This window comes from Actinoplanes sp. NPDC051343 (assembly GCF_044455125.1).
GTDB lineage: Bacteria > Actinomycetota > Actinomycetes > Mycobacteriales > Micromonosporaceae > Actinoplanes.
Window position 1 is genome coordinate 11379 of the sequence record NZ_JBITEL010000014.1, and the last position, 26901, is coordinate 38279.

Here is a 26901-nt window from a genome sequence, read left to right on the forward strand (position 1 = left end):
CCTTGGGGGCGGAGGCATGACCCCGGTGGGGATGGCGGCGGCGTCGGCTCCGGCGGGGGTGGCGGGTGCCGGGCCGTTTGATCCCGATCATGGAAGTCGGGTCTGACCTCATACCGACGACTCCGATGTTGGCCTGGCTCGCGTGCTGCCTCGCCATCCCTACCTCTCCCGGACCGGTCGGCGGCCACGCACCCGGCCGATGCGCACTACACGGAACCTCCCCGGCAAAAGGTTCAGAGATTTCTTCGAACCCTTCCGGCCCCCGCCCCCGTGTACTGGGCGAGCGAGGCACCACCGACGAGCTACCGAGGCGGGCATATGAAGAGGCGAAGAGTGTTGGGCGCCGCGGTCGCCGCGATGCTGGCCTGCTGGGTCGCACTGATGGCTGCCGCACCGGCGCAGGCCGCGCCGGGCGACCTGGTCAAGGTGTTCGTCGTGACCGATCCGGGCCAGACGCTGCAGACGATCGCGCAGGACACCCTCGGGAACAGCGGCCGAGCCGGGGAGATCTTCACGCTCAACAAGGGAAGGCCGCAGCCGGACGGCGCCGCGCTGACCGACCCGAACCAGCCTCTGCACGTCGGCTGGGTGCTGAAGCTGCCCGACGACGCCGCGGGCCCGGACGTCAAGCAGGCGCAGGAGTCCGGCACCCAGCACCAGACGGGCGCCGCCGCGCCGCCGGCCACGACCGGCACGGTGGTGGCGTTCCCGCTGACCGCCGCGATCGCGGTCGTCGTCGCCGTGCTGCTCGCGTTCGTAACCGCCGGGATCCTGAGCCGCCGCCGGGTGGCCGCCTCGTTGGGCCGGGTACTCGCCAAGCTCGGCGAGGCGGGCCGGCGGCGCCGCCTCCTGGCCGAGCGGCGCGCGCTCGCCCAGCGGTTCGCGGCCGACGGCGAGTCGGTGCGACGGGCGTACGAGACGATCGGCGAGGCGGCGGTCGCGGCCGAGAGCGACGATGGCCCGGTGCACGCGGTGCGGCTGGACCGGACCGGCGCCAGCGTATGGCTGTCCGCCTCGGACGCGCTGCGCGAACCGTGGGAGCAGGTCGACAGCACGCAGTGGCGCCGCCCGACCAACGGTTCGATCGATCGCCTGACCCCGGCCCAGATGCCGCGGGCCCGGGCCGAGCAGTCGACCGCCTGCCTCGTACGCGCGGGTAGCGACCCGGCCGGCGAACCGATCTTCGTGGACCTGACCCGGCTCGACGGCGTGCTGAGCGTGACCGGCGACCGTACGGTGGCACGCGACATCGTGCAGAACCTGCTCAGCGAGGTCTCCCGCCTGCGGCCCGATATGCCGGTCTTCTTGTTCCCGGTCGCCGCGGCCGGGTTGCCGCTCACCGTCCCGCCCGGTCTGAAGGTGCTTTCCCAGGTGCCGATGCCCCAACCGGGCGGTGAGCAGGCGAGCCCGGTACGCGGCACAGCCGCGCGTCATTCCGTACGCGGTCTGATCGTCGCGACCGGAAACCTCGACGAAAGGGAGGCCGCCGATCTGCTCGCGTTCTGCGGCAGCCGCGGTGGTGGCTGGACCGGCCTGGTCTGCGGTGAGGTCGGCGGCGGCGCTCACTGGTGGTGGCGTGCGGACGCGGCCGGCACGGTCGACATCCCGGTTCTCGGCGTGGACCTCACCGTTCCGGCGTGAATCCTCCTGCGGAGTTGGGCGAGCGCGTAGTGCTGACGGGACTTCACCGTGCCGACCGGCACGCCTAGCGCACGCGCCGCCTCCGCCGCGGTTCGGCCGCCCAGCGCGGTATGCAGGAGGACGGCGGTGTGCTCGGCCGACAGCTCGCGAAGAAGCCGAACTGCCTCGTCATAGGCGACGACGGCGTCGGCGTGATCCGGCTGCGCCATGTCCCGGTCCTGCGTCCCGATGCTCTCGTGCCGGGCCGACGCGCTGCGCCGCCAGTCGATCGCCAGGTTCCGCGCTACGGTAAGTAACCACCCTCGGACCGATCCCTCGTTGGCGTAGAGCGCTTCGATGTGGTGCCAGGCCCGGACCAACGTCTCCTGCACAATGTCCTCGGCGAGGTGGTGGTCGTCGAGCAGGGTGCGGGTATAGCTGAGCAAAGCCTTGGAGTGGGCCGATATCAGCAGCTCTAACTGCTTCTGGCGAGCAGCGACATCGTCAATAGGAGGGATCACGACAGAGGGAACGGCTAATCGCGACAGTGTCTCATTTCGCCCGAAAAGTGTGACCTGGATCTCAACCATGATCACGACGACCGGCAGGCGAATCGCCGCTCAGTGACATTGATCAAGCCGATGCGGGCCTCTAGGCACCGACTCGGCTGTTCCCAACGTCGCCGACGCCTGCACCCGAGCTCAATCGGCCGACGCCCCCGCGGCCCAGTAGCCGCTCGACCCGATGGCGGGCACCACAAGCAGATCAGGCTCCGGTCGATCCTTTGAACGGGATGCCTGGCCCCGGGTCTGCCGACCCCGCCGTGCCATCGGCGCCGGCATCCGCCGGCCCCGGGGGCTGGTCGCCGTCCGCCGGAACATCCTTCCGTGCGAGTACTTCAACGATGTTGAGCAGCCACTTCCGCATGGTGATCTCGTCATATGCGGGGTCGTAATAAGCGCCGGCGTCTTCGAGCCAGATCCGAGAAAGGTCCTCCTCGGTGGCGTCGGACTCGATCAGCGTGACGATCTCGGCCCGCAGGGCCTCGGCCACCTCGGCAGGCTCGCTGTCGCGGAACCTTTCCACAATCTCAATAGGATCGTCAGCCTCTTCCTGGAAATCCTGGTGGAAGTAGGACTGAGCAAGGTGCGCAATGTTTGTGTACAAGTTTACGGCTCCGGGTACGAAGTGATGATTTTGAATCCGCCAGGGGCGGTGGGATCCTTTTCCAGGACGGTCGTTACTTTGGACACGCCGATCTGGCTGATTGTGCCGGGGGTCGGATTGTTTATATTTCTCGGTCCCAATCGAGTGATTCCATCGGTCGGAGGTATCGCATTTTGGATGGTAATCCTTGCCGGCCCTCTGCCGGGCGCGCCGGGGGCGCCGAGGAAAGTGGCAATCGTCGCCTGATTGGCTGAAATATTATCAGAGGTTGCCCTTTCGGCCACCGTGAGGTCATTGAACGTTGAAGCGGTCGGGATGGGCCTTACCGCTTTAACGCCCGGAGCCGCCGGCGTTCCGGTCAGGCGCTGGTCCAGATCAGCTGGGGTCTTCCCCACATGTCTGGCGATTGCATGCCCGCCCTGCAATTCTTGCGCATTGAGATCGATGCCCCCGTTGGCATTCAGGGGGATTCCCAGATGAGTCGGCACAGTTCCCGGCGGCGGGGGCAGCGCCGGGGCCGGGGTCGGTGGCGAGGGATTTGACGTGGACGGAGGTGGTGCGGCGGCCGATCCAGTTCCGCCGGGCAAGCTGCGGGAGCCGGTGCCGCCCTGTCCAGACTTGACGGGGATGCCGCCCGGCCCAGTTGACGATGCCGACTTCTTCCTGCCTCCACCACCGCCGGTCAGGATGCCGGCCGCACCCGCGCCGGCGATCTGCCTCGCGTCGAGCCCGTCACCGTTGAGTGCCTCGGTGGCAGCCTCGTCGGCCGCCCCCTCACCGAAGTTCTTGACCACCGCCCCGGCGAACTTCCCGCCGACGCTGTTGGTGAGCGGCCCGATCGTCTTGCTGGCGGTGATCGATGCCTTGATTCCGGCGATACTGCCCTTGGCCGTCTTAGCGAGGTTCGGCACGATCTTTGCCACGACCCCGGCTCCGGCCTTGAAGGCCCCGCCGGCGAGCTTCAGCACCGAGGCGCCCGGGATGAGCCCGACCAGCCCGACGAGGAAGTCGCCCAACTTGAAGTTTCCGCTGGTTATGGCAGCTATCTGAGTGATCGCGAACAGCGCGGCGCCGAGGATCGCGCCGACGACCGGGAAGAACACCGAGACGATGGCGATGAGCGCGCCGAGGAGGATCTGCACGAACGGGAAGTCGGCGAAGAAGTCGGCGATCTTCTGGAAGATGTTGCGTTCCGGGATCGCCTCGCCGGCCGCGTGATCGAGCGCCTCGGCACAGGTCCGCGCGGCTGCATCCCGCATACTCTTGGCCTGCTCGGCCAGCCCTTTGGCTGCCGAGAGCCGGCTGTTCGCGTTGTCGATGTCGTTCTGCTGCTTGGTCGCGGCCGCCTTGTCGTCATCAGTTGCATCTGCCGCCAACGCGGGAACCGTCTGAGACGCCTGAGCGGCTACCCCCTGCGCCTGTTCGACCGCCTCGTCGAAGGTCTCCTGCGCCTGGCTCAACTGCGGGATGTACGCCCGGTAGGCGTCGGCAGCGTCTTGATAGGACCGGGCGGTCTTGGACAGCTTGTCCGGCAGGTCGTCGCCGACCTTCTTCCGCAGGGCGTCCATCGCCGCACCACGGCCGGTCGAGATCGAGCCGTCCTTCCTCAGGACATTGAGCGCTTTCTCAGCCGCGTCCCCGATGTCGCCGTAGCGCTGCACCACACCTTGGATCTGATCGGGATCACCGGGCACCGGGTCTGAGCTCATGCCGACCAACTCGAAGTCCGCGGACGTCGCGTGCTTTCGCGCCATGCTTCACCTCTCGCCGGGTCGGCCGTAGACGCGAGTAACACGGGACGGAGTCGCCGAAAGGTTCAGATCATCAACGCGGATGCCGGGCGCGAGGCTCCCGCTGTCGAACGATCACATCCACGACACCGACAGGTCCGGTCAAGGGGTCTGGCGTCGAACTGCCGGCACCCACGTTACGAAGAGACCTACCCGACACGCGGGCGGCCGGGTCTTTATCAGCTGTCCGTCGACGCCACCCGGCCCGGCGACAACACCCCCGGATCATGCGTACGACAGGGGGCAAGAGCCATACCGGACCGGTGACCGAGATCCCCAGCTGGGGACTCATCAGGTAACGGAGCACCCGCCTGGCAACGTCCTTCCGAACGCAGCCAGACAGGATGCAGACCGTACACGCTGGCATATCGCACTGCCGCTCAGCACAGGTCGCACGACGGCGGGGAACGCGGACGAAACCGCAACCAGTCGGTCCTCGGCGCGAAAACGCCACCGGTCAGGCCGAACCAAGAATGCGCCAGGCTGCCGTCAGTGGAACGTCTACGCCTTGTCCCGGGCCGACCCAACCCGCTCCGCGGCCAATGCCCGCTGACGTTCCGCGAGCCATATGTTCGAGAGCTCACCGAAGTCGGCCGATTCGTTGACGTGGGGGAATTCCTCATCAGGAACCGGCACGCCGAGGAAGTCGCAGAGCGGCTGCCAGCCCTCGCTCACCTCGAATATCAACAACTTTTCAGCTGACACGGTGGCTTTCACCTCGGCGATGTGCCGGTTGAAGACCTCGACGGCCTCATCCTCGTCCATCTCGTTCAATGGTCGGTCGCCGCCGACGTCGAAGATGCGGGGCAGCAACTCCTCGAACGTGAAACGGCCGAACGCGATGGCGTCCGGATCCGGCTCCCCTGACTGCGGCGGGGGTTCGGGAAGGGCGAAAATGGTGCGCTTGGCGCTTTGGTACCAGCTGTGCGGGTCCCGAACGGTCAGCACGACTTTGGCCTCAGGCCACGCCTCCATCTGCTCGCGCCAGTAGACACAGCCAGGGAAGTCCACCGTCGTCCGATATCCCTCGAACACCTTGCGGACGTCCACCGGGTCACTGGCGAACGCCTCCTGCCAGAGTGGCATCTGCCGAGGTTTTGTAACCACTTCGACCATGTGGTGACACGGACCGAACCCAAGTGCCTCAAATGCGGCGCGCAAAGATAAAGTCCCGGTACGGCCGAGTCCTGCGCCGATAATATCGATGCCCATTGCAACCTCTCGTGCGGAGAGCCATTCCCTGCGCGCGCCACAATATGGCAACACATCGATCTCGTTAGTATCTTGAGTGCTAGATCACTCAGGTGATCCCTGAGATCAAGTTGTTCGGGGTTGGTGCCTCGGATGCCCGGGTCGACGGGGTGTGACTGATCGCTTTTGTTGAGCGGCTTGCCGAGCGGGGACAGGCGCCGTGGCAGCCGTCAGCTGGCGATGGTCTTCCAGAAGTCACACCGGTGTTCCTGGGCGAGATCGGCCGGTTCCGTCTTCCCCGGTTGCAGCGACTGGACGTGCTCGCCTGTTCCAAATCGGGGCCAGGGCGCCGCGCCGTCGCCGTTCGGGTCGCCCATGTAGGCGAACTGGGCCCAGTAGCGCACCATCGTGTCCGCCAGTTGGTGCTGAGCGGGTGTGGCCGGACCGGGGAGCTGCTCGTCGGCGAAGAGATACTGCAGCTCGCTCCCGTGGAACGCCCCGGTTGGGAAATTGGGTTTCTTGAGGGTGCTGAACCAGGGGGCTTGGTCGTCGTCGAACTCGTAGGCGTAGGTCGGCACTTGCCGGTCCAGGGTCCGATCCCGGTCGAGGGCCGTGCACCCCCAGGCCCAATCGCTGATGACGGCGGACAGCGCCTCACCAGGGGACTGGAAACGGTCGGCGGGGTAGCGGGCGAGGACGCGGGCCGCGTCGGTGGAGGTGAAGAGCGTCCGGATCTGCTGCCGGTAGCCTGCGTCGGTCGTGGTCTGGCCGGTCACGGCTTCGATGGCCGCGGTGAACAGGCGATGTTCGTCTCGAGTGGTTCCCTGGATGATGGGGACCCGGTTGAAGCGACCGGTGGCGAACGCCTGTTCCGGGGTCATGGGCAGTATGCCGGCGCCGACCGTTGGTCCGGACCCGAGTCCGTAGTCAGACCACTTGACGAGTTCCGCCACGGGTTCGGCGCGTAGACAGGCCGCTGCTGTCCGGAGGTCGGAGCAGCCGACCTTGGCCGCGACGTCAAGCCCGTGCCGCTCACGCTCCGCGCGCGGCAGCGGGAACCAGGTCGGCGGACCCGGTGACCATTTGCGTCCTGTGCACTGGGCGCTTTGCAGGATCGCCTTTTGGAAGAGGCCTGCTGACCCCGGCGCCACGAGATGCGCGCAGACGCTGGTACCGCCGGCCGACTCGCCGAAGAGCGTGACGTTCGCCAGGTCGCCGCCGAATGCCGCCGCGTTGCGCCTCACCCACCGCAACGCGGCCTGCTGGTCCTCCAGGCCGAAGTTGCCCGACAGGTGCTTGGACAGACCGTGGTCGAGCGCGGGATGGTCGAGGAATCCGAAGACACCGAGCCGGTAGTTGAAGCTGACCACGATAACCTTGCCCATGCCGGCGAGGCGCTGTGCGTCGTAAAGGCTCCCGGCGCCGTTGATGAAGCCGTTGCCGTGAATCCACACCATCACCGGTAGGTTGCGGCCGCTGCTGCGCAGAGGCGTGGTGACGTTCAGATAGAGGCAGTCCTCACTACTGCTCTGCTGGTCGATGAGCCCTGCTGCCTGTGCACACCGGTTCCCGGGTTCGGTCGCGGTCCGTACGTCTGACCAGGGCGCAGCCGGCTGGGGCGACGCCCAGCGCAGCCGCCCGACCGGCGGGGCGGCGTAAGGGATCCCCTGGAACATCCGGGTGTCCGTGCCGAGGCGGCCTTCGACCACGCCGGCGTCCGTCCTGACGACGGTGGCGGGACGGCCTTGGCCACCCTCGCCGTGATGTGCTGCCTGCGAGCATCCGGCTGCGCCGCTGATCATGGCGCCGCAGAGCAGAGCGGTCAGCAGGGCCCGTAAGCCCGGCCGCATGGTGACCTGCGACCTGCGATGCCCTGGTGAGAGATCCTGACCTATGAGGTTCACCGACGTTCACATCCTCGAACTATTAGTGTGGGGTCCACACTAATATAAAGTGTGAGGCACCCACAAAGTCAAGGCCCCGTAGAGAAGACATGGAGATGAGCCCGATGCCGACAAATGAGGATGAGCGGCTGCCACCTGGCCTCGCCCAGGCGTGGGGGCTGACCCCCAAGCCAGGGCGACTCGGCCGGAAGCCCTCGCAGAGCGTTGAGGGAATCGTCGAAGCAGCTGTCGGGCTGGCCGACGCGGAAGGCTTCGCGGCCCTGTCCATGCCGAACATCGCCAGGCGGGTGGGGCTCACCGCCAACGCGATCTACCGGTACGTCAGCTCGCGGGACGAACTGCTGGTGCTCGTCGCCGAGACCGCATGGGGCCCGGCGCCGGACTTGGAAACCGGCACGGACCAGTGGCGAGCCGCGGCCGCCAGGTGGACCAGGGCAATGATCGAGCGATGCGACACTCACACATGGCTGCCCGACCTGCCCATCCGCGGGGCGCCCGCAACCCCGAACCTGCTGCGCTGGACGGAAGTGCTGTTGGGAGCGCTCACCGGCGCCGGGCTGAGCTCTGCCGAATCGCTACGGTGTGCGCTGCTGCTTGACGGCTACGCGCGGCGCATCGCCATTGCCCGCCGCGACGTGCGCAACAGCAGCGCGGCGCCGGTTCAATCGGCCGCCGTGACACGGTTCCTTCAACCGCTCCTGCACGAGCACGGATATCCCATTCTGGCGTCCATGATGATGCACAACGAATACGACGATGCCATCGGCGACGACGACGTGGACTTCGGCCTGACCCGGATCCTGGACGGAATCGAGGTCCTGGTCGCTCGACGAACGCAAGCCCGCTGAACTCCGGCTCAACAAGCAGGAACTCGGCCCGCCGACCGCTGGTACGGCCACGCGTTTGGACAACCCTTGACGAGCCCCAGTCGACCCCGCCGGCAGCGAAGCACCGGCCGGAGCCTGGGAGGGCAGCAGGACTCGACTTCTCCTGGACTTCGTCGACGCGACGATACCGTCGGGGCATCCGGACCTACCGAATTGCGTGCGTCCGCGCCGAGGATGAGAGTCCGAAGTTTGCGTATCGACACGATGCAGACGTCAACCCTTCATCGCCTCCGATGGGGTCGCGTACGGGGTTCGCGAGGTGGCGTGGCCCGGGCTCGTTCATTGCGTGTCGGGGTATGGCCCGGGCGTCACTGAGTCGGTACGGGTGCTGCGCTGCGCGACGACCGCGTCGGCGATGCCGCGTAGGAACCGTCGGACGGTCTCCAACTCGGCCTCGTCGTATCCACGCATCGTGGCGATGATGCGGTCGATGAGCGGACCGAAGAAGGACCAGCCGAGATTTATCGCGCGTTCCTGCACGACTACGTGTACCCGCCGGCGGTCCTGAGCGTCGCGGATCCGCTGGACGTGGCCCGTGCGCTCGAGCCGATCGAGCAGGCCCGTGATTGTCGCCGAGTTCAACCTGAGCTGGTCGGCGAGCCAGCCCGGCGTGGCGTTAGTACCCGCTCGGGTGGCGTCGAGGAGATGGATGAGTGCGCGCAGGTCGGTGGGGTGCAGGCGGTTGGTCTCGGCGAACTCGGCCGCGAACAGGTCCAGTTCCATGGTGACGGCGCGCAGCAAGTGAACCATCTGCAACCCGCGGTCGTCTTCGCCGCGTCTGTCCGGATTGTCGTCGTCCACCCCGGCAGTCTAGCCAATGGTTAGGCGGCCAAGTATTTTGGTCACCGAGACAATTGATGACGAGGTGATCGCATGTCTCCGACATCGGCCGCCCAGCGGAAGTTCTTCCAGGCGTACGACACGCTGTTGGCGCGATGGCCGATACCAGTGGAGTCCGTGGATGTCCGTTCGGCGTACGGCATGACCCGTGTACAGATGTGCGGGCGGGCAGACGGGCCAGCCCTGGTTCTGCTGTGCCAGTTCGGCGCAACGTCGACGGTGTGGTTCGCGAACGTGGGAGACCTCGGCCGCGAGTACCGCATCTATGCCGTCGATCCGATCGGACAGCCGGGGCGCAGCGTTGCCGGTAACCGGCCGATCACCGACGTATCCGACCTCATGGACTGGCTCGACGGCGTGCTTTCCGAGTTGGGCCTGGAGAGCGTCTCGCTGTGCGGGCACTCATACGGCGCCTGGTTGTCGTTGAACTACGCGATGCACGCGCCGCAGCGGGTACGCCGCCTGGCGCTGCTCGACCCCACCGACTGCTTCGCCGGCCTACGGCTGGACTACCGTCTGCGCGCGGTACCGCTGCTGCTGAGGCCGAGTCCGGCGCGCTGGCAACGGTTCGTGGACTGGGAGACGCATGGCGCCATTGCTCCGGACCCGCAGTGGTCCAGGCTTGCCGGACTGTCCAACGCCCGGCCAGGCCGGGTCCGCTTCGTCGCACCTCACCATCCCGATCCGCAGCGGTTGCAGGCGTTGCGGGTACCCACGCTCCTGGTCATGGCCGAGCGCAGCCGGGCACACAACCTCGCACGCGTCGAAGCGAACGCGCGACGGCTGCTGACCGACGTCACGATCACCGTCCAGCCGGCGGTGGCACACCAGTCGATGCCCACAGCTGAACCCGACGTCCTCAACGGGGAATTGCTCGCATTCCTGCATTGATCGCCTGCGGCTCCAGGGTGACCCGAGCGCGCCGGGTCGCCGGACGACGGATCATGGTCCGGCCGGCTGGCGCAGTCGGCGCGGTCGCACCGCACCACGCTAACCCGACACCCTGCCGGCAAACCAACGCCGCAGACACGCGACAACGCACTCAGCGGCCCTGAGGCATCCGGATCTGGCGATTCGCGTACCGGCGCCCTCGGGCCCGCGCAACGGCGCCAGACGTGTTGGCCCGCGTCCCAGCGCGCGTCGACCGGGTGCTGGCGTCGAGTGAGGGCAGGATCGGTGGTTATGAAGTCCCAACGTTTCGTCGTCACGGTTACCGCCCGGCCACGCGGCAAACTGCTGGTGCCCGTCCCGTTCAACCCCGACTCGTCTGGGGCATCAAACAGCGCCACCACGTTGCCGGCCCCGTTAACGGCGCCCGAGTGCGCACAGTCCTGGAACCGACCGGCGACGGCTTCGGGTTCACCCTCGGCCCGAAATCACCGAGCGCCCGTGGAGTCGCCGTCGGCACCGAGGTTACGGTGGAGATCCCGAGCGTCAGAAAGCGGCTGTTGCGGCGGCGGTCAGACCGGTGACCTTAAGCCGGACGATGCGCGTGACGGTCCTGCCGAACAGCAATAGCAGCGATCCGGCGACTCTGGCCTTCAGGGGTAGAGCGGCGTCGTGGATGTAGCGGCGCAGTTGCGTCAGGTCTTCATGCTCGCCCAGAAACAGATGGGCTGCCCTGGCGCCGGTATCGAGACCTCCTCGTCGTGTGGGTGATCGGCTCAGCCGTCGCGGCCAGCGCGGGCAGGACCGTGCCCGGGTACCGGTAGGCCCAGCGCAGGACCGACAGTGGTCGGCGTGCGCCGATTAGCAGGCTGGCGAACGGGCGCAGCGCCTCCGGGATGGTGCCGTCCGGGGCCGGCCAGCCGCTCGGATACCTTCTCGCAGCGGGCGCAGCGGGCGCAGCGGGCGCAGCGGGCGCAGCGGGCGCAGCGGGCGCAGCGGGCGGCCGAGGCGAGATCGGTGACGGTTCCGCAGACGTGGCCTCGGTAGTCGAGTTCGCTGCCGGCGCATGGTCCGCACACCGGCCGGCCGCCGTCGGGCCTGCGCCGCGGTATCGGGGTATACGTTGCGGCGGCGCGGAATCGGCATCGCGTGTTCAGTCCTCGAGCGACGGGCGCCGCAGCCGCGTACACGGCGCCGCTGACGGGGGCCGCCGCCCTTTGTCCCGCGACCCTGCGGACCTGCCGCGGCGCGGCCACCGGTTCGATCAAGTCGTTCGGCGTGCACTGCAGGATGTCGCACAGCGCGACCAGCGTGTCCGACTCAGCCGCTGTGGCGACTGTGTCACCAGCCGGTAGACCTGCTCCCGCGACAGGATCACGCCGCGTTCGGCCAGCAGTGGTACCAGATCTGACGTCTGAAACCAGCCCCGCCGCGTCATGTCACTTAATGGACACCGGTTTGCCGTGAATATTTATTGATGTTTGTAAATGTTCGGCATATCGTGCGATCAGGACCATGGATCTGAAGCCAAAGTAGCTCTGGAGGGGAAACAGGTGCGAATCAAGGTTTACAGAGCAGTCCTCGCGGGTTTGATCATTCTGGGAGGCCTCTTTTGGGCCAATCCCGCTATGGCGGCCGACCCGCCCTACACTGACGGAACGCTGAACGCCAGGAGCGGTGGCGGTGTGACCGCCACAGGATTCACGAGCGGTTGGAACAAGGGCACAGTATCCGTCGATACCGCTCTCTACAACAACAATATCCTGAAGAACACGACGAAGAACGACTGCGCCGCATCGACCGCATGCCATAATAATCCGACACCAATTGTATCTTGCGGCTGCCCTGGCCAGTGGATCCTGTACGTCGACGCCTACGGCCCCCGGACGAACGGCGTCACCAGTGACCACGCCAAAAAGGAGGTCCTCGCGAGTATTGTTGATGGCAAGCTGGTGCTGAAAGTGATCTCTGAGACACATACCAGGAATTAGTTCGGCAGTTGACGGATGGACTCTCGCGGCACCTCCGGCGCAACAAATTCGGGTGTCGCGGGTGTCCATGCTAGTGTCCCGAGAATCTATGTCAAAGGCGGAGGTGCGCGTTGAAGACTGTGGACTTTACCGTTTGGGACGCTCCTAGGTTTGGATCGCCTCGCATCGACTGCGTCAGTACCCACTGGTCTGATCGTCGGCTTATAACCGTCTCGATTGGAAGGTCAGACGGCGACGAACGCAAAAGCCCGCCAGACATCACCATAGCGTCCATGGATGTCTCGATAGCTGACACGACACGGCAAGGCCTCACGCTGGGTCCGCTATTTCTGTATATTGAGCGCTTGGCAAATGCGCAAGAAGTGAGCCATGCGGAAGCTACCAACTTGCTCGTTCAATTGTCGGAGCAGCCGGGAGTCCCAACCACGCTAACGGTGGAGGGCTCCCTGGTCCCGGCTCGTCGGCACGACATTCTGGCGACGGGCGATTGGGCGATTACCACACTCGCTGCGGACGTTGCAGTATGCGTGGCCGGTAACCGAGGAGTCGCGGTTCCCCAGTTGGATAAGGCCACTATGAATCTCTGGGAAGACACGCTGCTCGAGCAAATCGCTGACATACACCGAACATGGCGTCAACGTGATGCCGCCCGACGTTGACAGCGAACATCACTCCCGGTAACGCAGCTGCGAACACTTCAGGTATTACGGCTGGCATTCGGCTGACTATCTGCATCCGGCGTCAACCGAGGTCGCTTTAGCTGGCCGATAATAAAGAAGCCCGATTTACACCGCCGCGGTCAGGGCTGCGTATCGCAGAATCTGCGCGAGCAAACAACGCGACGCGGATTCCACATGGGCGCCGGATAACCGACGTTCGGTCACGCGATCGAGATTACATTAGCCGACCGGCGCCTCACGAGTTCGTCGAGCAGGCCTCGTTGTCGTGGTGCAGCGCGGCAATCGATGACCGCCAGTACGTACAGCCTCGCGCCGGTCAGCGTGATCGCCTCGAGGAAGTCCACGGCCAGCAGCGCCTCGGCCTTCAAGGCCTGCGACCGGAGGGCGCCCAGCGCGCGGAGCCCGTACCGCGGCAGGGCCGCGACGCTGCCGCGTGGCACCGGGCATGCAGGTGACGGTGCCAGCGCAGGGCCGTGTCCGGGCCGGACCAGCATGAGGCAGCTTGAACGTTCCGGAAGAGTCCCGTGCCGGCATGTCCGCGCCCTCGGCCGAGCGTCCGCCGGTGAACCGCGATCATGCCGGGCCGCCGGCGTCAGTCGGGCTCGCTCATCGCCGGTTCGTCCGGGAGGTCCGCCAGCACTGACGCGTCCACCTCGCGCAATCTGACATGAGGCAGCACATCGGCGATGCCGGCCGATCCGCCGCCGGGTATGAGCGTCAGCATGGTCCCGTCGCGCAGGCAGGACATCGCGCGTTCCAGGCCATCGCCGGCACTGGACACGCGCCAGCGACGATCGCTGCCCGGTCCGCAACCTCCATACCGGACCGATGCGGCCTCGACCACCCCGTACAGCCGACGGCCAGACGGACCTCGCAGGGCCGTCCTGATGCTGTAGCGTCCGGCCCACGTGCCGGTCAGCTGATAGCCGGGCACCTCCGGCACGATCAACGGCAAACCGACTGCCTGGAACTTCTGTGCCCGCCATCGATGCTGGCACCCCCATGTGGTCAACGTCGCGGCGGCGCAGGGCAACACCAGCGTCGCGCTTACCCAGCGCCGCCAGCTGCGGCCGACCGGCGCGTACGCCAGTAACACATGCACCGTGACGGCGGCACCGCCCCAGAGCAGAGCGGCCTCCACGCGGTTGCGCTCCGCCCCGAGCACCAGCGGGACCACTGCCATGGGCACCAGCAGCAACGGTACGAAGACATGCCATTGCGGCCGGCGGAGTCCCGGCAGGCGACCGCCGATCCTACCCGCCGCAGCGACAAGCGTGACCGCGGCGACGACCGCCATCAATGAGCCGGCCAGCCCGATCGACGCGTCGCGATCCGCATAGTCATGGACCTGATATCTACTCAAGCAGTGCAGCACGGTGACGATCGCGCCCGCGGTGATCAGGCCATAAGTCGCCCCGCCGGCCGCGGCCTGCCCGGCACCCACCCCGACGTCCATCCTGCCATGGTGCCCATGGCGTCACCGCCGCGCCAATCCCTCGACCGGTAGCCGTCGTCGCGTTGAGTGGGGCTGCTGGAAGCCTTCCGGCAGGTGGTCAGTCGACAACCGGCGTTGCCTCGTTGGCCGCTGGATCCGGGTCGTGCCTGGATGTGCCTTCGGCCTGTCGGGGCCGGGCGGGCGTCCGCGCGACGATCTGCTGCAGCGCCTCGGCGTGGGCGAGGAAGCGGCGCAAGCCCTCATCGGTAGCGCGGACCCTGGTTTCGGAACCCGGCCGAGGTAGGTGCGCCGTTGCTCGATCTGTCCGTCGTTCTTGAGAGTGGTGAGCTGTTTGGAGAGTGCGGAGTCCGACAGCGACACCTCGTCACGCAGGAAGGCGAAGTCGCACCAGTCGACCGCGCACAGCACAGACATGATCGCCAGCCGGGTCGGGTCGGACAGCGGGCCGTTGAGCTCTGCGGTCATCGGGTCGAGATCAGCCGCTGGCTCAGCGCGAACAGGGCTGTGAAGACGGCGCCGTAGAGCAACCCGGCCACGGTATTGGGGTAGGCGCCGAGATGGCTGGTGAGGCTCGCGGCGTACTGCGCGACCAGCCAGCCAGCCAGCCGGCCGCACCGCCGAGCACCGCGATCGCGGCGAAGGCGCGGGGCGCGAAGGACTGCCGGGGCTGCACCCCGCGCCACCTGCCGAGCGGCGCTGAGCCGGTCGCGAAGGTCGCCACCAGGACGGCGACGAAGGCGATGAGGATCAGCAGTGCGATCAGCCGGGCGCCGCCGAGCGAGACGAAGTCGTTGGCTGCGCTGCCGGCAGCGACGAGCACGAACATCGTGGCGTAGACCCACCATGGCAGGCGGGCGTCGTGCCTACGAACTCCGCATCGGCGAGCGAGCGCAAGATGCCCGCGGTTGAAGTGTCGGCCGGAAAGAACGTCTCGATCGCGATCTCGTCGAGCGTGACGTCGCGAGGCGAGCCGAAGACGGTGACGGCGTAGAGGAACGACAATTCCCCGTACGACGTGGCGAGCTGAAGTGGCACGACAAGATCGTGTCCGGCCTCTATGGACGGGAAGGCCGGCGAATCGGGCGGGGCGTAGCGCCCGAGTTCGGCGAGTAACTCCTCGAGCCCGTCCGACGCGGTGCGGTCGAGCTGCCGACGGACCCGCCGGAGCATATGGGCCCGCCACTGCTCGAAATTGCGGACCTGTGATGCCAAGCCGGACGGGTGCAGCGTCAGCCGGAGCATGTTGACCGGCGGTCCAGCCAGCTCGTCCGGCAAGTCGGTCAGGAAGATCCGCATGGTGCGGTTGGCCGCCAACAGATCCCACCGCACATTCACCGCAACGGCGGGACTGGGCTCCAAGGCGGTGAGCACCGCCCGAACCGCCTCCCGCGCGGCGCCCAGATCGGCCAACGGGCGCTCGGAATGGACGGGCGCGAATCCGGCGGCCAGGTAGAACCGATTACGCTCGCGCAGCGGCACATCCAGCTCGTCACAGATCCGCTCGATCATCTGCCGGCTGGGATTCGACCGGCCCGTCTCGATGTAGCTCAAGTGCCGCGCCGACACGTCGGCGGCCGACGACACATCCAGCTGCGAGCGACGACGCCGTTCACGCCACTGCTTCAACAGCATCCCGATGGATTCGTTCGGGCTCGCGGTGGCGGTAGTCATGACCGCGACCATGCCGTCAGGCTGGTCGTGAGGCAATGACCTCCGACGTTATTGCGGCTCGTTTGCCGCATCCCGCAAGGTGTGGTCATGACGGATATTATCGATCAATATGTCGCGTTCTGGAACGCTGCTACCGCAGAGGAGCAGCACCATCTGGCGGCGGCCACGTTTGCCGACGCAGTCACCTACGACGCACCGGTCCAGGTCATGCGAGGCGCCGACGAGCTGATCGGCTTTCGGAATCAGTTCGCCGAGCACATGCCCGGCTATTCGTTCCGGCCCCGTAGGCAACCGGAGAGACATCACCGCCACGCCCGACTGCAGTGGGAGCTGACGGTGGACGGCACATCGTTCGCCACCGGCACCGACGTACTCGAGTTTGACGAAGGCGGCCACATCCGAGCGGTCGTCAGCTTCCTGGACCGCGCACCGGAGGGATTCCAACTCGCCGATCATTGAGTCGAACAACCCAGGGCCCACCTTGTCGTCGGGCAACCGGCTTCGATCGGCGAGGGCTTCGCCCGGCGCAGGTTGGGGCCGGCGGCGTACAGGCCGGTCAAGGTCGTGCCCGGATGCGCGGCGTTGCTGGCGATTCCCTCCCTGCCGCTCACCCACGGGTGAGCTGAGTGGGAGCTGGCCGATGAGCGGGACGAACCGGCGGGCGAAGGTTGCCGGCTACCAGCGGACGCTGTCCGGGCTCGCCGGGCGTTCATGGGGTGGCGGTGCCGGCGTCCCACGTCGATACCGCGATGCCGACCCGGTTGCGTACGCCGAGTTTGCGCTGGATGGCGGCGAGGTGGTTCTTCACCGTACCGGCGGCGATGAACAGTTCGTCCGCGATCTCGGCGTTGGTCCGGCCCCGCGCGACCAGGCGGGCGATTTCCTGTTCTCGTGCGGTGAGGAGTTCGTGGCCGGCTGCCGGACGGCCGGCTGCGGCGGGCGCGACCGTCAGATGCCGCAACAGGCGGAGGGTGACTTGTGGGCTGATGAGGGCGTCGCCGGCCATTGCGGCGCGTACGGCTTCGGCAAGCAGTGCCGGCCCGGAGCGCTTGAGCAGGAATCCGCATGCCCCGTTGCGTAACGCCGCGTGGACGTACTCGTCGAGGTCGAACGACGTCACGACGATGACCCGTAGCGGATCGTCGGCCTGGCTCCCGGCGAGGATGCGGGTGACCTCCAGACCGTCCACCCGGGGCATCCGGATATCCGCCAGGATGACGTCGGGTCGTAGGTGCTGAGCCTGTTCCACCGTGGAAACACCGTCGGCGGCCTCCGCGATGACGGTCATGTCTGGCTCGGAGTCGAGGATGATGCGGTAGGCGGCCCGGATGCTCTCCTGGTCGTCGGCGATCAGTATCCGGATCGGGCGGTCGACCACGGTGTCAACGGGCCGTCGAATCGGCGGTGTACCGTGCGCGCACCGGAAGCACCGCCGTGACCTGCCAACCGGTCGGCTCGGTGGGGCCGGTGCTCAGTGTGCCGCCAAGTGCGCCAACTCGATTGGTGAGACCGGCGATGCCTAGCCCGCTCCGACCCGACGCACCGCGCCGCGTCCCGGCGAGCCGGCTGGGGTCGGAAGGACCGGCACGGCGCCGGGTGGGACGCTGAGCGGTGCCGTCGTCCGCGATCTCCACCCGGACGCCGTCGCCCGGCTCACGTGCGACGGTGACCCGAACATGCGTTGCGTCGCGGGCGTGCCGGCGCACGTTCGTCAGCGCCTCCACCACGATCCGGTACACCGTCGCGGAGACCTCGGGCGGCAATGTCGGCACGGTGACCTGGGCCGTGGCTGGGCCTTCATTCTGGGCCGGGGTGCGGGCCAGGCCGGGTTCGATGTCGAGGCGAGCGGCGACCGTGCCGGTGGCGGTGAAACGGTCAACGAGTTCGGGCAGATCGTCGACAGTGGGCTGTGGCGAACGCGGCGCGCCGTCCGCCGTCGTTTCGGCCAATCCACCGAGGCTCTCGGCGTGGTGCAGCAGGTGAACGGCGCGGTCGACCGTCTGCAACGCGCGCAGTGCTGTGCCCTCGATCCGGCGCAGCAGCATCCCGACGTCGGCGCCAAGCCGGTCACCGTCCCCGTCGCGTGCCCGGGCGCCGAGAAGGACCTGTCCAGCCTGTGCCTGCAGCAACATCTCGTTGATGTCATGGACGACGAAATCGTGCAAGTCGTCGGCCAGTTCCAGTTGCTGGGCACGCCGGGCGGCCATCACCCCACGGGTGCGCCTCTCGTCCAGAGCGCGAAGGTACAGCCCGACGGCGACCGCGAGCATCGCGAGCATTCCCCAGCCGGCATAACCACCGACGGACTCGGCAGACCACGCCGGCAGGCCGAAGCGCAGCAGCCACAACGGCACGGCCAGCCCGGCCAGAGTGCCCGCCGTGACGGCGACGCGGGCCCGGGACCACCGCAGCGTCAGTACGGTCAGCACGAGCAACACGACGACCTCGGCCACGCCCAGCCTGGTCGCGGTGGTCATGCCCTGCGGATAGGGATCGCCACGCGCCAGCACCACCGCGTCGAAAGTCAGCGACAGCAGCCCGGCAGCCGCCGCGGCGATACCCAATCGATCCCTGGCCGCCATGCCGGGAGCCTATGCCGACATTGACGACCGCGCCTGTGCCGAACGGCACATCCGGTACGCACAGCGGCCGTCGACGCCTGCCGAACGACCCATACTGCGGCACGTCAACCGTCATCGACTCTGGTTGGCATGACACACATACCTACGGACGTCGACGACACCTTGACCGCGGTGGTCACACAGCCGGCGGCCCCATCGTGGGGCGCCGGCTGGCCTCGCTGGATCGGCTGGGCCACGGCAGCGTGGTCGCTGACCTACGCCGCGCTTGGGCTCTTCTGGTGGCGCGGCGGCGCCGGCTTCCCGTTCGGCGTCGAACACGACCCGGGCGGAAAGGGGACGTCGCTGCTCGAACACGCGCGGCCGGAGACGACGGGGCCGGTGCTCGCCGGGGTGGGGCTGGGCGGCGCGGCGTTGGCGGTGCTCCTGAGCCGCACCCGGCGCCGCGGGCTCCTCGGCAGAGCGCTGGCCGGCATCAGCTGGGTCATGGCCGCCGGCCTCGCCGTGGTGATTCCGGACTATCGGCCGTTGCTGGCGATCGTACGGGCGCCCATGCTGCTGGCAGGGGCCCCTTTCGGCTGGCCGCAGGAGGTTCGGCTGGCCGACTTCTTCGCGTTGTTCCTGCCATGGCCGGTGCTGAACCAGATCTTGTTCATCGCCGGTGGGTCGCTGTGGGCCGCGACGGTGGTTGCCGCCCGTCGTCGGGTCCGCGGGGGGTGCGGCAACTGCGGCCGTGACGATGCCGCGCGCGGCTGGACCACACCGGCCGCCGCGGCGGTCTGGGGCCGCTGGGCCGTCACGGTCGCAGTGATCGTCCCCGTCGGATACGCGTTGACCCGGTGGGCATGGGCGCTGGACATCCCACTCGGCGTGTCACGGGCCGGGCTGCACAAGGAGGCGATCGAGAGCCCGGGCATCTGGCTCGCCGGCGCCATCCTCGCCACCATGGCGGCGGGCGGCGCTCTCCTGACGATCGGACTGCTCCGCCCGTGGGGTGAGGTGTATCCTCGCTGGATCCCCTATCTGCGTGGGAAGCGGGTCCGCCCACGCACTGCGATAATCCCCGCGTCGATCGTCGCCCTGTTGGTCACTTCGGCCGGGTTGATGTTCCTACGGTGGCTGGCCCTCGGCCGAATCCACTTGGCCGCCGACACCTGGGGACTGTTCGTACCGGAGTTCTTCTGGCCGGCATGGGGCGGCGCCCTCGGCGCGGCCACACTCGCCTACCACCTCCGCCGCCGCGGCGCTTGCCGGTATTGCGGACGAGGCAACGCCACAACGCGGCCGTCCGTAGCCGGGGCTACCGGCGGATGATCGGCGTCGCGCTGCTGGCCTGGCTGGTGGTAGGGGTGATCGACGATCTCCAGCTGGGCCGGCGCGGCGTGGTGGTTACCGCCACGGTTGAGGACATCCGCGGCAATGACCGGTTCCACGACTGCCTGGCGTCCGTCGCCATCGACGGGGTGGCGTATCGCCAGTGGGCACACGCCATGCCGGACGCCGCCTCCGCCACCCCGATCTACCCGCGCCGCAACTCGGCGTTCTGCCTCCGCAATGCCTTGTTCTCCGCGACCAAGCGGGCGTTTTCCGCAGCAAGCAGACCGATGCGCCGGGAAAGCTCCTGCAGACCGGGCAACCCCTGAAATTCAACCCACCATGGACGTACCCGAGTGATCCTGTGGCTGCGCCGCCGGGGTCCAGCCGCCGCCGACGGCACCTCCGGACTGGTGGCCTCCCCGTAGATCCCTCCACCGGCGGTCGGCCGCCGATCCTCGTCTGCGACCGATGGCACGAGCTGACTGGCATCGTCGGAATCCTGCCGGCCACAGAAGCCGGCCGTCCCGCGAGGCATCTGCCGCGTCGGATCTTCGTTGGACCCCCGTGGTGTGGTCGGCAGTTCAGACGGTGGTGGGCTACCCATCAGGATTGCGCGGTGCATCCGTTGAAGCGTTTCGCTGGGATCGATGCCGAGTTCCTGCGCCAGGACGGTCCGTAATTGCCGGTAGGCCTCCAGTGCCTCGACGCGCCGACCTGTCCGGTGCAACGCCGGGATCAACCGAAGCCAGAGCAACTCTCGCGTCGGGTTGCCAGCGATCAATTCCCGTAACTCGGTGATGGCGTCACCCACATATCCGATCTGGACGCGCAAGTCGATATGCCGCTCCACGGCGGTCAGCCACTCGTCGGTCAGTCGGGGCCGGACATCCCGACCGAGCCAGGCGTCGTTCATGTCAGCGAAGGCGCGACCACGCCACAGACCCAGGGCTTCCTCCAGCGTTACCAGCTCGGCCTGCGGGGAACGCGCTGTTCTACTCGTACGGACGAGCTCACGGAAGCGGCAAAGGTCAACCACGTCGGCTGCGACGGCAATTCGGTAGCTGCCGCCGCGCGTCGTCTCGATGAGATCATCGCCCAGCAACCGTCGAAGCCGGGCAACGTAGGTGTGTATTGTGCCGCGCACCTGCTTCGGCATGAGCTCCGGCCAGAGCCGCTCGGCCAGTTCATGCACGGAGACGGACCGGCCGAGTGCGAGGACCAGCAATGCCAGCACGCTACGCAGTCGCCCCGCAGGGACAGCAACGCTACGTTCGCCGAGGGTCACCTCCAGCGGCCCCAGGATATTGAACCGGACGCCACCTCGTTCGCTCATTCCCCCTCCTTGCGAGCGATCACAGCGGCATACTCGATCGCGCGGCGGCCGTCGTGGGACCGGCGCCCTCCCGCGAACGCACCGCCTTGCCGGGGCTGTCTGCGCTCTCCCCGGCTCACCAACCGGGGAAGCGGTACGGACCAAGCGGTTCACCTTGCGGTGCCGGGGAAGTCATGTCACGACCGTAGGAATGCGCGGGTTCGGGTGCATCCGGCGCGAGATGGGTGTTCCATCTCCGACTTTAGGATGAGAACGGCGCGGCGATCCGGCCTGGCGTCCGGGCACATATCCAGGAACGCGGGACGACTCGGTAATCGATTCGGGCGAAGCTCCAGGTAGGACAGCAAGCCGACCGAACCGCGTCCAGCACATGGCTTCGTGTTCGGCGCCGACATCGCCGACGCGCTCGCTGCCGTCGTAGCCGAGCCGGCAGGACATCAGGCCGGCGGCCAACGTCGGCCTCACCACCGTCTCAACATTTGAAAGGGATTTGAAAGCCGTCGTGGCTACCGTACGCCGCATGTCATTTGGCCATCGAAGTATCTTGGTCCGCGCTATGACCGCCGTGGTGATCGTGCTGGCGTCGCTGGCCCTTGCAGCGGCCCCGGCACGTGCCGCAGCGGGCAACCACAATATGACTCCACAGGCGACCAACTGGCGTCAGTGCCTCGACATCGGGGCGAACACACCCGGCACCTATGTAGGTCTATCCGAGTGCAACGGCGGTCTCAGCCAGGAATGGTGGTGGAACTGCAAAACGGTCGATTTCCAGACGGTTTGCCAGGTTAGCTCGGCATCCAGCGGCTACCGCCTGTGCTGGGATCTGCGTTCGTACGATACGGGCTCGGTGGTCATTCTGAATGGATGTGACGCCAGGCTCGCCAGCCAGCTCTGGGACATTGACGACTACAAGATGGTGAGCGTGGGTAGCAGCCGCATCAAGTGTCTGGACCTGCGTTCGTACGCTCGGGGCACGCCGGCTGGGCTGAACTGGTGCGATGGCACCGTGGCCAGCCAGAAGTGGTTTTGGCGCTGGACGTCCTGACCCGCGGCACGGTTTGCCGGTCCAGTGGTGTGGGAGCTCCGCGCCACTGGGCCCCGCCGCCCCTTCTGTGATGTCGGTGTGACGGCGCCGTTCGCGCCACCGCGGTCGGCAGTCGATGACCGCGAACATGCTGCCGAGGTGGCTTGCCGCCGCGCCTTCGCGGTCCGTCCTGCCCGGTCGAAGACCGACCCGGCAGCGGCCCGTGCGTCCTGCTCATCGGAAGGCCGCGACCCGGACGTCAGCCGCGCGAGACCGGTCATGCAGTCGACCACGCTCGCGCGGTCGGTCCAGTCCGGCTCCGGACGCCCGAACGTAGCGGATGCGCGTCTCCCGGGACCTGCACGATCTGCTCGGCCAGAGCCTGTCCGCAATCTCCCTCAAAGGTGACCTGGCCGACCGGCTGCTGTCGCTGGATCTCGCCCTGGCCCTCGCCCTGCAGGAGGAGATCGCCGCAGCTCAGAACCTGCTGGTGGTGGCCGGTGTCGAGGCGCGGATCTACACCACCGGTGCCGGCCTCGACCTGCCCGAAAAAGCGCAACCGGTGCCGGCGTGGGCGGTCCGCGAAGGTACCGAACGCGACGGCTACCCGCAGATCGTGGTCCGCATGTGCATGGTCGGATCTTGCCCAGCGCTTGGGCAAGTCCACGATCCGGCCGGAAGTCAGGGTGGGAGCCTGGACTCAGCACGCAGCCGTAGCCGCCCGCCGGGATTCCGCCGCCCGGCGGGCGGGTGCCGTGGTCCGTGTACGGGCGTGGGTGTACCGCCCGTACACGGACCCGTCTCAGTGCCCGGGGCGGATGCAGTTGATCCCGGCGGGAACGCTGCCGGTGTAGTACTGCAGCACGGCTTTGAAGTCGGCGCACCGTGCGTTGTCCTCCGCGGCCGACCACGCGTACCCGATGTCCCGGCTGACCAGACCCATGTCGAGGGCGTCGGCGTCGGCGTTGAGCGGCCGGGCCACCGTCCAATACCATCGGGCCACCGGCGCACTCCAGGCCAACGTGGCGGCGTCGTCGGGGTTGTTCACCAGGTCGTGCCCGAGGTTTTCGCCCGCGGCCCGGTAGTTGTCCACTCCCGTCAACTGCAGGTAGCCGCGACCACGGTAGGTGCTCGGGTCACTGGTCTCTGTGGCGTTGTAGCGGAAGCCGCTCTCGTTTCGCACGGTGGCCAGGAACGCCGCCACTCGCGGTGGCGTGGTGATGCCGCCCCGCTGCATCTCGGCGTTCAAAGACGGCAGACCATCCCGTACGACCTGCGTGTCGTACGTCGAGCCGAAGATCGCCCGCAGGTCTTCGATGGACACCGTGATGCCGGGCGGCCGGTCGACGATGACGAGTTGGACGGTGCTGTCGGCCAGGCCGACGGCGGTTATTTCGGTGGCGTGGGCCGGGGCATTGTTGGCGCCGGGCACTGTCTGGAAGCCGGTCCAGGTGTCGTTCGGCCGGCGGACCTGGTGGTATACCACCCCGTCCGGGCCGATGTCGGCGAGCAGAGCGGAACCGTCGGGTAGACCCGCGACCGTCACCTTGCTGCCTTTGGCCGCGGCATTGCCGGGCGCCGGGACGGCCTTGAACCCTGACCAACTCCCGTCCGGGCGCCGGAGCTGGTAGTACACGACACCATCGGGGCCGACATCGGCCAGCAACACCGAACCGTCCCGCAAACCGGCGGCGGCAAGTTCGCTGCCCCGCGCCGTGGCGTTACCGGGAGCCGGAACCACCTGGAAGCCGGTCCAGGTGTCGTTCGGTCGCCGGATCTGGTAGTACAACGCTCCGTCGGGACCGATATCGGCCAGGAATGCCGAACCGTCGGGCAGACCCGCCACAGCGACTTTGCTGCCTTTGGCCGCCGCATTCCCCGGCGCCGGAACGGTCTTGAACCCTGACCAACTGCCGTCCGGACGCCGCAGCTGGTAATACACCGCGCCATCCGGGCCGACATCCGCGAGCAGAACCGAGCCGTCCGGCAGACCGGCAGCGGCAACCTCACTGCCGCGGGCCGCAGCATTGCCCGGAGCCGGCACTCCCTGAAAGCCGCTCCACGTACCGTCGGCGCGCCGAACCTGGTGATACAACACGCCATCCGGGCCGATGTCGACCACCAGCACCGCGCCGTCATTCAACACCGCAACCGCGGCCTTGCTGCCCTGGGCACCCGTCCCGCCCGGAGCCGGCACCGCCGACAGACCCCGCCACGAACCATCGGCGTTACGGATGTCGTGAGAAACGATTCCGGACGATGCGAGCACGGCCGGTGCCGCGGAAGCCACGGTGGCCGGCACCAGGCTGGCGGCGACCGTCACGGCGACGACGGCAGCCAGACCGATCTTGTGCACGTTCCTTTCCCTCATTTGGGTGCCACGATGACGAGTTGGACGGTGCTGTCGGCCAGGCCGACGGCGGTTATTTCGGTGGCGTGGGCCGGGGCATTGTTGGCGCCGGGCACTGTCTGGAAGCCGGTCCAGGTGTCGTTCGGCCGGCGGACCTGGTGGTATACCACCCCGTCCGGGCCGATGTCGGCGAGCAGAGCGGAACCGTCGGGTAGACCCGCGACCGTCACCTTGCTGCCTTTGGCCGCGGCATTGCCGGGCGCCGGGACGGCCTTGAACCCTGACCAACTCCCGTCCGGGCGCCGGAGCTGGTAGTACACGACACCATCGGGGCCGACATCGGCCAGCAACACCGAACCGTCCCGCAAACCGGCGGCGGCAAGTTCGCTGCCCCGCGCCGTGGCGTTACCGGGAGCCGGAACCACCTGGAAGCCGGTCCAGGTGTCGTTCGGTCGCCGGATCTGGTAGTACAACGCTCCGTCGGGACCGATATCGGCCAGGAATGCCGAACCGTCGGGCAGACCCGCCACAGCGACTTTGCTGCCTTTGGCCGCCGCATTCCCCGGCGCCGGAACGGTCTTGAACCCTGACCAACTGCCGTCCGGACGCCGCAGCTGGTAATACACCGCGCCATCCGGGCCGACATCCGCGAGCAGAACCGAGCCGTCCGGCAGACCGGCAGCGGCAACCTCACTGCCGCGGGCCGCAGCATTGCCCGGAGCCGGCACTCCCTGAAAGCCGCTCCACGTACCGTCGGCGCGCCGAACCTGGTGATACAACACGCCATCCGGGCCGATGTCGACCACCAGCACCGCGCCGTCATTCAACACCGCAACCGCGGCCTTGCTGCCCTGGGCACCCGTCCCGCCCGGAGCCGGCACCGCCGACAGACCCCGCCACGAACCATCGGCGTTACGGACCTGGTGCTGGACGTTGCCCGTCCGGCCGCCGGCCATCCGGGCCGCCACGTCGGCACGCATCACGTCCAGATCCACGAACGCCGGATCCTGCTTTCCCGTGGTGCTGGTCTCGCGGTGGCCCCGGGCGTAACTGGCGTCCCGGCCCAGGTAAGTCAGCACGGCCGCGGTGGCGGTGACCGAGTTCTGGTACTGGGCGTCGGTCATGTGCTGCGGGTCCGCCGCGCTCGGGTCACCCTCATAGTCGATCTCCCAACCGATCAGCATCGTGTTGCCGTCCCCGGCCGGAATCGGTCCACTGGCCCGGGCCGCCCCGGCGTGGTTCGCCCGACCGGCGGCAATCAGATGAAAGACGCCGTTGTAGTCGACCAGCGCGTGACAGAGTGGACCTTGCAGGTCAGGCCGGCCGTTGATGACGGTGCTGAGGCTGGGCGCGGGGTTCGTCGGGCTGGACCGTGCCGCTGTGTGGTGCCACAGCACGCCGAACGGGTCGAATGCGCCGCTGACCGAGCGGTCACGCCAGTTGCCCTCCTCGACCACCGGCAGACCGGCCTGTCGAAGCACGTCGATGAGCCACGGTATAGCCATCAGGACTCCCGCAGATCGCATAGACATTCGAAGGTGCGCTCCGCTGCCTGCGGCGGGCGAGCATTCGCCGGTGCCACAGCCGGGAGCGCCACCACGACCGGCAGAGCCGCGGCAACGCGCAGGAAGCGGCGCCGTGACAGCCGTCGTTTGGTCGTTTCCATACATTCACCTTCCACAAGGAATGGGACCGATGACCGATCGGAACACACGTCACTTTCAAAGCGCTGTCAGTAGCTAAATGCCCACGTCGTCCCGAGGGCGTCAGCGTGCCGCGTCGATGTGGCGAAGGCTGGCCACTGTGCTCTTCTTCGACTTCGCTGCGGCTTCGCCCACCAAGCGCAACCTCGCCCGGTTCGGCTTCTTCGACCCCCGGTCGAGGGAGCGCTTCATCGACCGGCACGACGTTGCCCGCGCGACCGTGGGTCAGCTGCGCCTGGCAGCCGGCCGGCACATTCCCGGCGAGGCGCTCGCCACCCTGCTGGGCGGGCTGACCATGCGCAGCGCAGAGTTCCGCGACCTATGGGCCAAGCGCGACGTCCGCGAACCCACCCACAGCGTCAAGCGGTTCCGGCACCGCCATGTTGGACGAACACCGCGAAAGGTAACGATCTTCGGTTTCCAGGTTGTCATTATTGGGGGACAAGTTCCGGCAGCACCCGGCTGCCGGGCCTGGGGTGGCGCAGCGGTTGACGTGCTGTCCTATCCGCC

General features: G+C 67.5%; 23 protein-coding genes and 2 pseudogenes. 9 read left to right on the forward strand and 16 right to left on the reverse strand.

The window, feature by feature from the left end:
• The first annotated feature begins 318 nt into the window (after positions 1 to 318).
• Positions 319 to 1641 (forward strand): hypothetical protein, encoded by a 1323-nt coding sequence (locus tag ACIA5C_RS37030; RefSeq protein ID WP_396063551.1) that lies wholly within the window; start codon positions 319 to 321, stop codon positions 1639 to 1641.
• Here ACIA5C_RS37030 and ACIA5C_RS37035 read toward each other — a convergent pair.
• The 5 genes from ACIA5C_RS37035 to ACIA5C_RS37055 all read right to left on the reverse strand — a co-directional run bounded on the left by ACIA5C_RS37035 (position 1563) and on the right by ACIA5C_RS37055 (position 7570).
• Entirely contained in the window at positions 1563 to 2210 is a 648-nt protein-coding gene (locus tag ACIA5C_RS37035) for a sigma-70 family RNA polymerase sigma factor (RefSeq protein WP_396063553.1), read from the reverse strand. The two genes, ACIA5C_RS37030 and ACIA5C_RS37035, sit on opposite strands and share 79 nt — an antisense overlap.
• Positions 2211 to 2385: 175 nt before the next feature.
• Positions 2386 to 2787 (reverse strand): contact-dependent growth inhibition system immunity protein, encoded by a 402-nt coding sequence (locus tag ACIA5C_RS37040; RefSeq protein ID WP_396063555.1) that lies wholly within the window; start codon positions 2785 to 2787, stop codon positions 2386 to 2388.
• Positions 2788 to 2789: 2 nt separating this feature from the next.
• Positions 2790 to 4541, reverse strand: coding sequence for an RNase A-like domain-containing protein (locus tag ACIA5C_RS37045; RefSeq protein WP_396063557.1), 1752 nt, complete (start codon positions 4539 to 4541; stop codon positions 2790 to 2792).
• Between the two features lie 537 nt (positions 4542 to 5078).
• Positions 5079 to 5789 carry a sulfotransferase family protein gene (locus ACIA5C_RS37050; protein ID WP_396063559.1) on the reverse strand — a complete coding sequence of 237 codons (711 nt, stop codon included), beginning with the start codon at positions 5787 to 5789 and terminating at the stop codon, positions 5079 to 5081.
• A 209-nt stretch (positions 5790 to 5998) separates the two neighbouring features.
• Positions 5999 to 7570, reverse strand: a complete 1572-nt coding sequence (locus ACIA5C_RS37055) for a carboxylesterase/lipase family protein (protein WP_396063561.1) — start codon at positions 7568 to 7570, stop codon at positions 5999 to 6001.
• Between the two features lie 191 nt (positions 7571 to 7761).
• On the opposite strand from ACIA5C_RS37055, the gene ACIA5C_RS37060 reads away from it, so the two are divergent.
• Complete coding sequence (locus ACIA5C_RS37060) at positions 7762 to 8520, forward strand: TetR/AcrR family transcriptional regulator (RefSeq protein ID WP_396063563.1); 759 nt, start codon at positions 7762 to 7764, stop codon at positions 8518 to 8520.
• A 318-nt stretch (positions 8521 to 8838) separates the two neighbouring features.
• On the opposite strand, the gene ACIA5C_RS37065 is transcribed toward ACIA5C_RS37060, so the two are convergent.
• The gene (locus tag ACIA5C_RS37065; RefSeq protein ID WP_396063565.1) at positions 8839 to 9360 is read right to left on the reverse strand and encodes a MarR family winged helix-turn-helix transcriptional regulator; all 522 of its coding nucleotides are present in this window, start codon (positions 9358 to 9360) and stop codon (positions 8839 to 8841) included.
• Between the two features lie 72 nt (positions 9361 to 9432).
• Between ACIA5C_RS37065 and ACIA5C_RS37070 the strand changes: the two genes are divergently transcribed.
• Positions 9433 to 10290, forward strand: a complete 858-nt coding sequence (locus ACIA5C_RS37070) for an alpha/beta fold hydrolase (protein ID WP_396063567.1) — start codon at positions 9433 to 9435, stop codon at positions 10288 to 10290.
• Positions 10291 to 11840: 1550 nt separating this feature from the next.
• Positions 11841 to 12278, forward strand: coding sequence for a hypothetical protein (locus tag ACIA5C_RS37075; protein ID WP_396063569.1), 438 nt, complete (start codon positions 11841 to 11843; stop codon positions 12276 to 12278).
• Positions 12279 to 13158: 880 nt separating this feature from the next.
• Here the strand turns inward: ACIA5C_RS37075 and ACIA5C_RS37080 are convergent.
• The 5 genes from ACIA5C_RS37080 to ACIA5C_RS37100 form a co-directional block, all read right to left on the reverse strand.
• On the reverse strand, positions 13159 to 13398 hold the full coding sequence (locus tag ACIA5C_RS37080; protein WP_396063571.1) for a hypothetical protein: 240 nt from the start codon (positions 13396 to 13398) through the stop codon (positions 13159 to 13161).
• A 152-nt stretch (positions 13399 to 13550) separates the two neighbouring features.
• Complete coding sequence (locus ACIA5C_RS37085; RefSeq protein ID WP_396063573.1) at positions 13551 to 14414, reverse strand: hypothetical protein; 864 nt, start codon at positions 14412 to 14414, stop codon at positions 13551 to 13553.
• 21 nt (positions 14415 to 14435) lie between these two features.
• Entirely contained in the window at positions 14436 to 14879 is a 444-nt protein-coding gene (locus ACIA5C_RS37090) for a transcriptional regulator (protein WP_396063575.1), read from the reverse strand.
• Positions 14876 to 15097 carry a hypothetical protein gene (locus ACIA5C_RS37095; RefSeq protein WP_396063577.1) on the reverse strand — a complete coding sequence of 74 codons (222 nt, stop codon included), beginning with the start codon at positions 15095 to 15097 and terminating at the stop codon, positions 14876 to 14878. The genes ACIA5C_RS37090 and ACIA5C_RS37095 overlap by 4 nt, the downstream gene beginning before the upstream one ends.
• Positions 15098 to 15173: 76 nt before the next feature.
• Positions 15174 to 16085 (reverse strand): helix-turn-helix domain-containing protein, encoded by a 912-nt coding sequence (locus ACIA5C_RS37100; RefSeq protein ID WP_396063579.1) that lies wholly within the window; start codon positions 16083 to 16085, stop codon positions 15174 to 15176.
• 87 nt (positions 16086 to 16172) lie between these two features.
• Here ACIA5C_RS37100 and ACIA5C_RS37105 point away from each other — a divergent pair, with 87 nt between their 5' ends.
• Complete coding sequence (locus ACIA5C_RS37105; RefSeq protein ID WP_396064070.1) at positions 16173 to 16544, forward strand: isomerase; 372 nt, start codon at positions 16173 to 16175, stop codon at positions 16542 to 16544.
• Between the two features lie 250 nt (positions 16545 to 16794).
• On the opposite strand, the gene ACIA5C_RS37110 is transcribed toward ACIA5C_RS37105, so the two are convergent.
• Both ACIA5C_RS37110 and ACIA5C_RS37115 read right to left on the reverse strand, forming a co-directional pair.
• Positions 16795 to 17463: a response regulator gene (locus tag ACIA5C_RS37110; protein ID WP_396063581.1), complete on the reverse strand. Its 669-nt coding sequence runs from the start codon at positions 17461 to 17463 to the stop codon at positions 16795 to 16797.
• Between the two features lie 4 nt (positions 17464 to 17467).
• Entirely contained in the window at positions 17468 to 18667 is a 1200-nt protein-coding gene (locus ACIA5C_RS37115; protein WP_396063583.1) for a sensor histidine kinase, read from the reverse strand.
• 129 nt (positions 18668 to 18796) lie between these two features.
• Between ACIA5C_RS37115 and ACIA5C_RS37120 the strand changes: the two genes are divergently transcribed.
• Positions 18797 to 19978 carry a hypothetical protein gene (locus ACIA5C_RS37120; protein WP_396063585.1) on the forward strand — a complete coding sequence of 394 codons (1182 nt, stop codon included), beginning with the start codon at positions 18797 to 18799 and terminating at the stop codon, positions 19976 to 19978.
• 205 nt (positions 19979 to 20183) lie between these two features.
• Here the strand turns inward: ACIA5C_RS37120 and ACIA5C_RS37125 are convergent, their stop codons facing one another.
• Complete coding sequence (locus ACIA5C_RS37125; protein ID WP_396063587.1) at positions 20184 to 21314, reverse strand: BTAD domain-containing putative transcriptional regulator; 1131 nt, start codon at positions 21312 to 21314, stop codon at positions 20184 to 20186.
• Positions 21315 to 21870: 556 nt separating this feature from the next.
• Here ACIA5C_RS37125 and ACIA5C_RS37130 point away from each other — a divergent pair.
• On the forward strand, positions 21871 to 22359 hold the full coding sequence (locus ACIA5C_RS37130) for a ricin-type beta-trefoil lectin domain protein (RefSeq protein WP_396063589.1): 489 nt from the start codon (positions 21871 to 21873) through the stop codon (positions 22357 to 22359).
• A 319-nt stretch (positions 22360 to 22678) separates the two neighbouring features.
• A pseudogene (locus ACIA5C_RS37135) lies at positions 22679 to 22768 on the forward strand (histidine kinase); the annotation flags it as partial.
• 372 nt (positions 22769 to 23140) lie between these two features.
• Here ACIA5C_RS37135 and ACIA5C_RS37140 read toward each other — a convergent pair.
• Both ACIA5C_RS37140 and ACIA5C_RS37145 read right to left on the reverse strand, forming a co-directional pair.
• Positions 23141 to 24694: a glycoside hydrolase family 19 protein gene (locus tag ACIA5C_RS37140; protein ID WP_396063591.1), complete on the reverse strand. Its 1554-nt coding sequence runs from the start codon at positions 24692 to 24694 to the stop codon at positions 23141 to 23143.
• An 11-nt stretch (positions 24695 to 24705) separates the two neighbouring features.
• Positions 24706 to 26193: an N-acetylmuramoyl-L-alanine amidase gene (locus tag ACIA5C_RS37145; protein WP_396063593.1), complete on the reverse strand. Its 1488-nt coding sequence runs from the start codon at positions 26191 to 26193 to the stop codon at positions 24706 to 24708.
• Between the two features lie 277 nt (positions 26194 to 26470).
• Between ACIA5C_RS37145 and ACIA5C_RS37150 the strand changes: the two are divergent.
• Positions 26471 to 26773: pseudogene (locus ACIA5C_RS37150) on the forward strand (transcriptional regulator); the annotation flags it as partial.
• Positions 26774 to 26901: the final 128 nt, after the last annotated feature.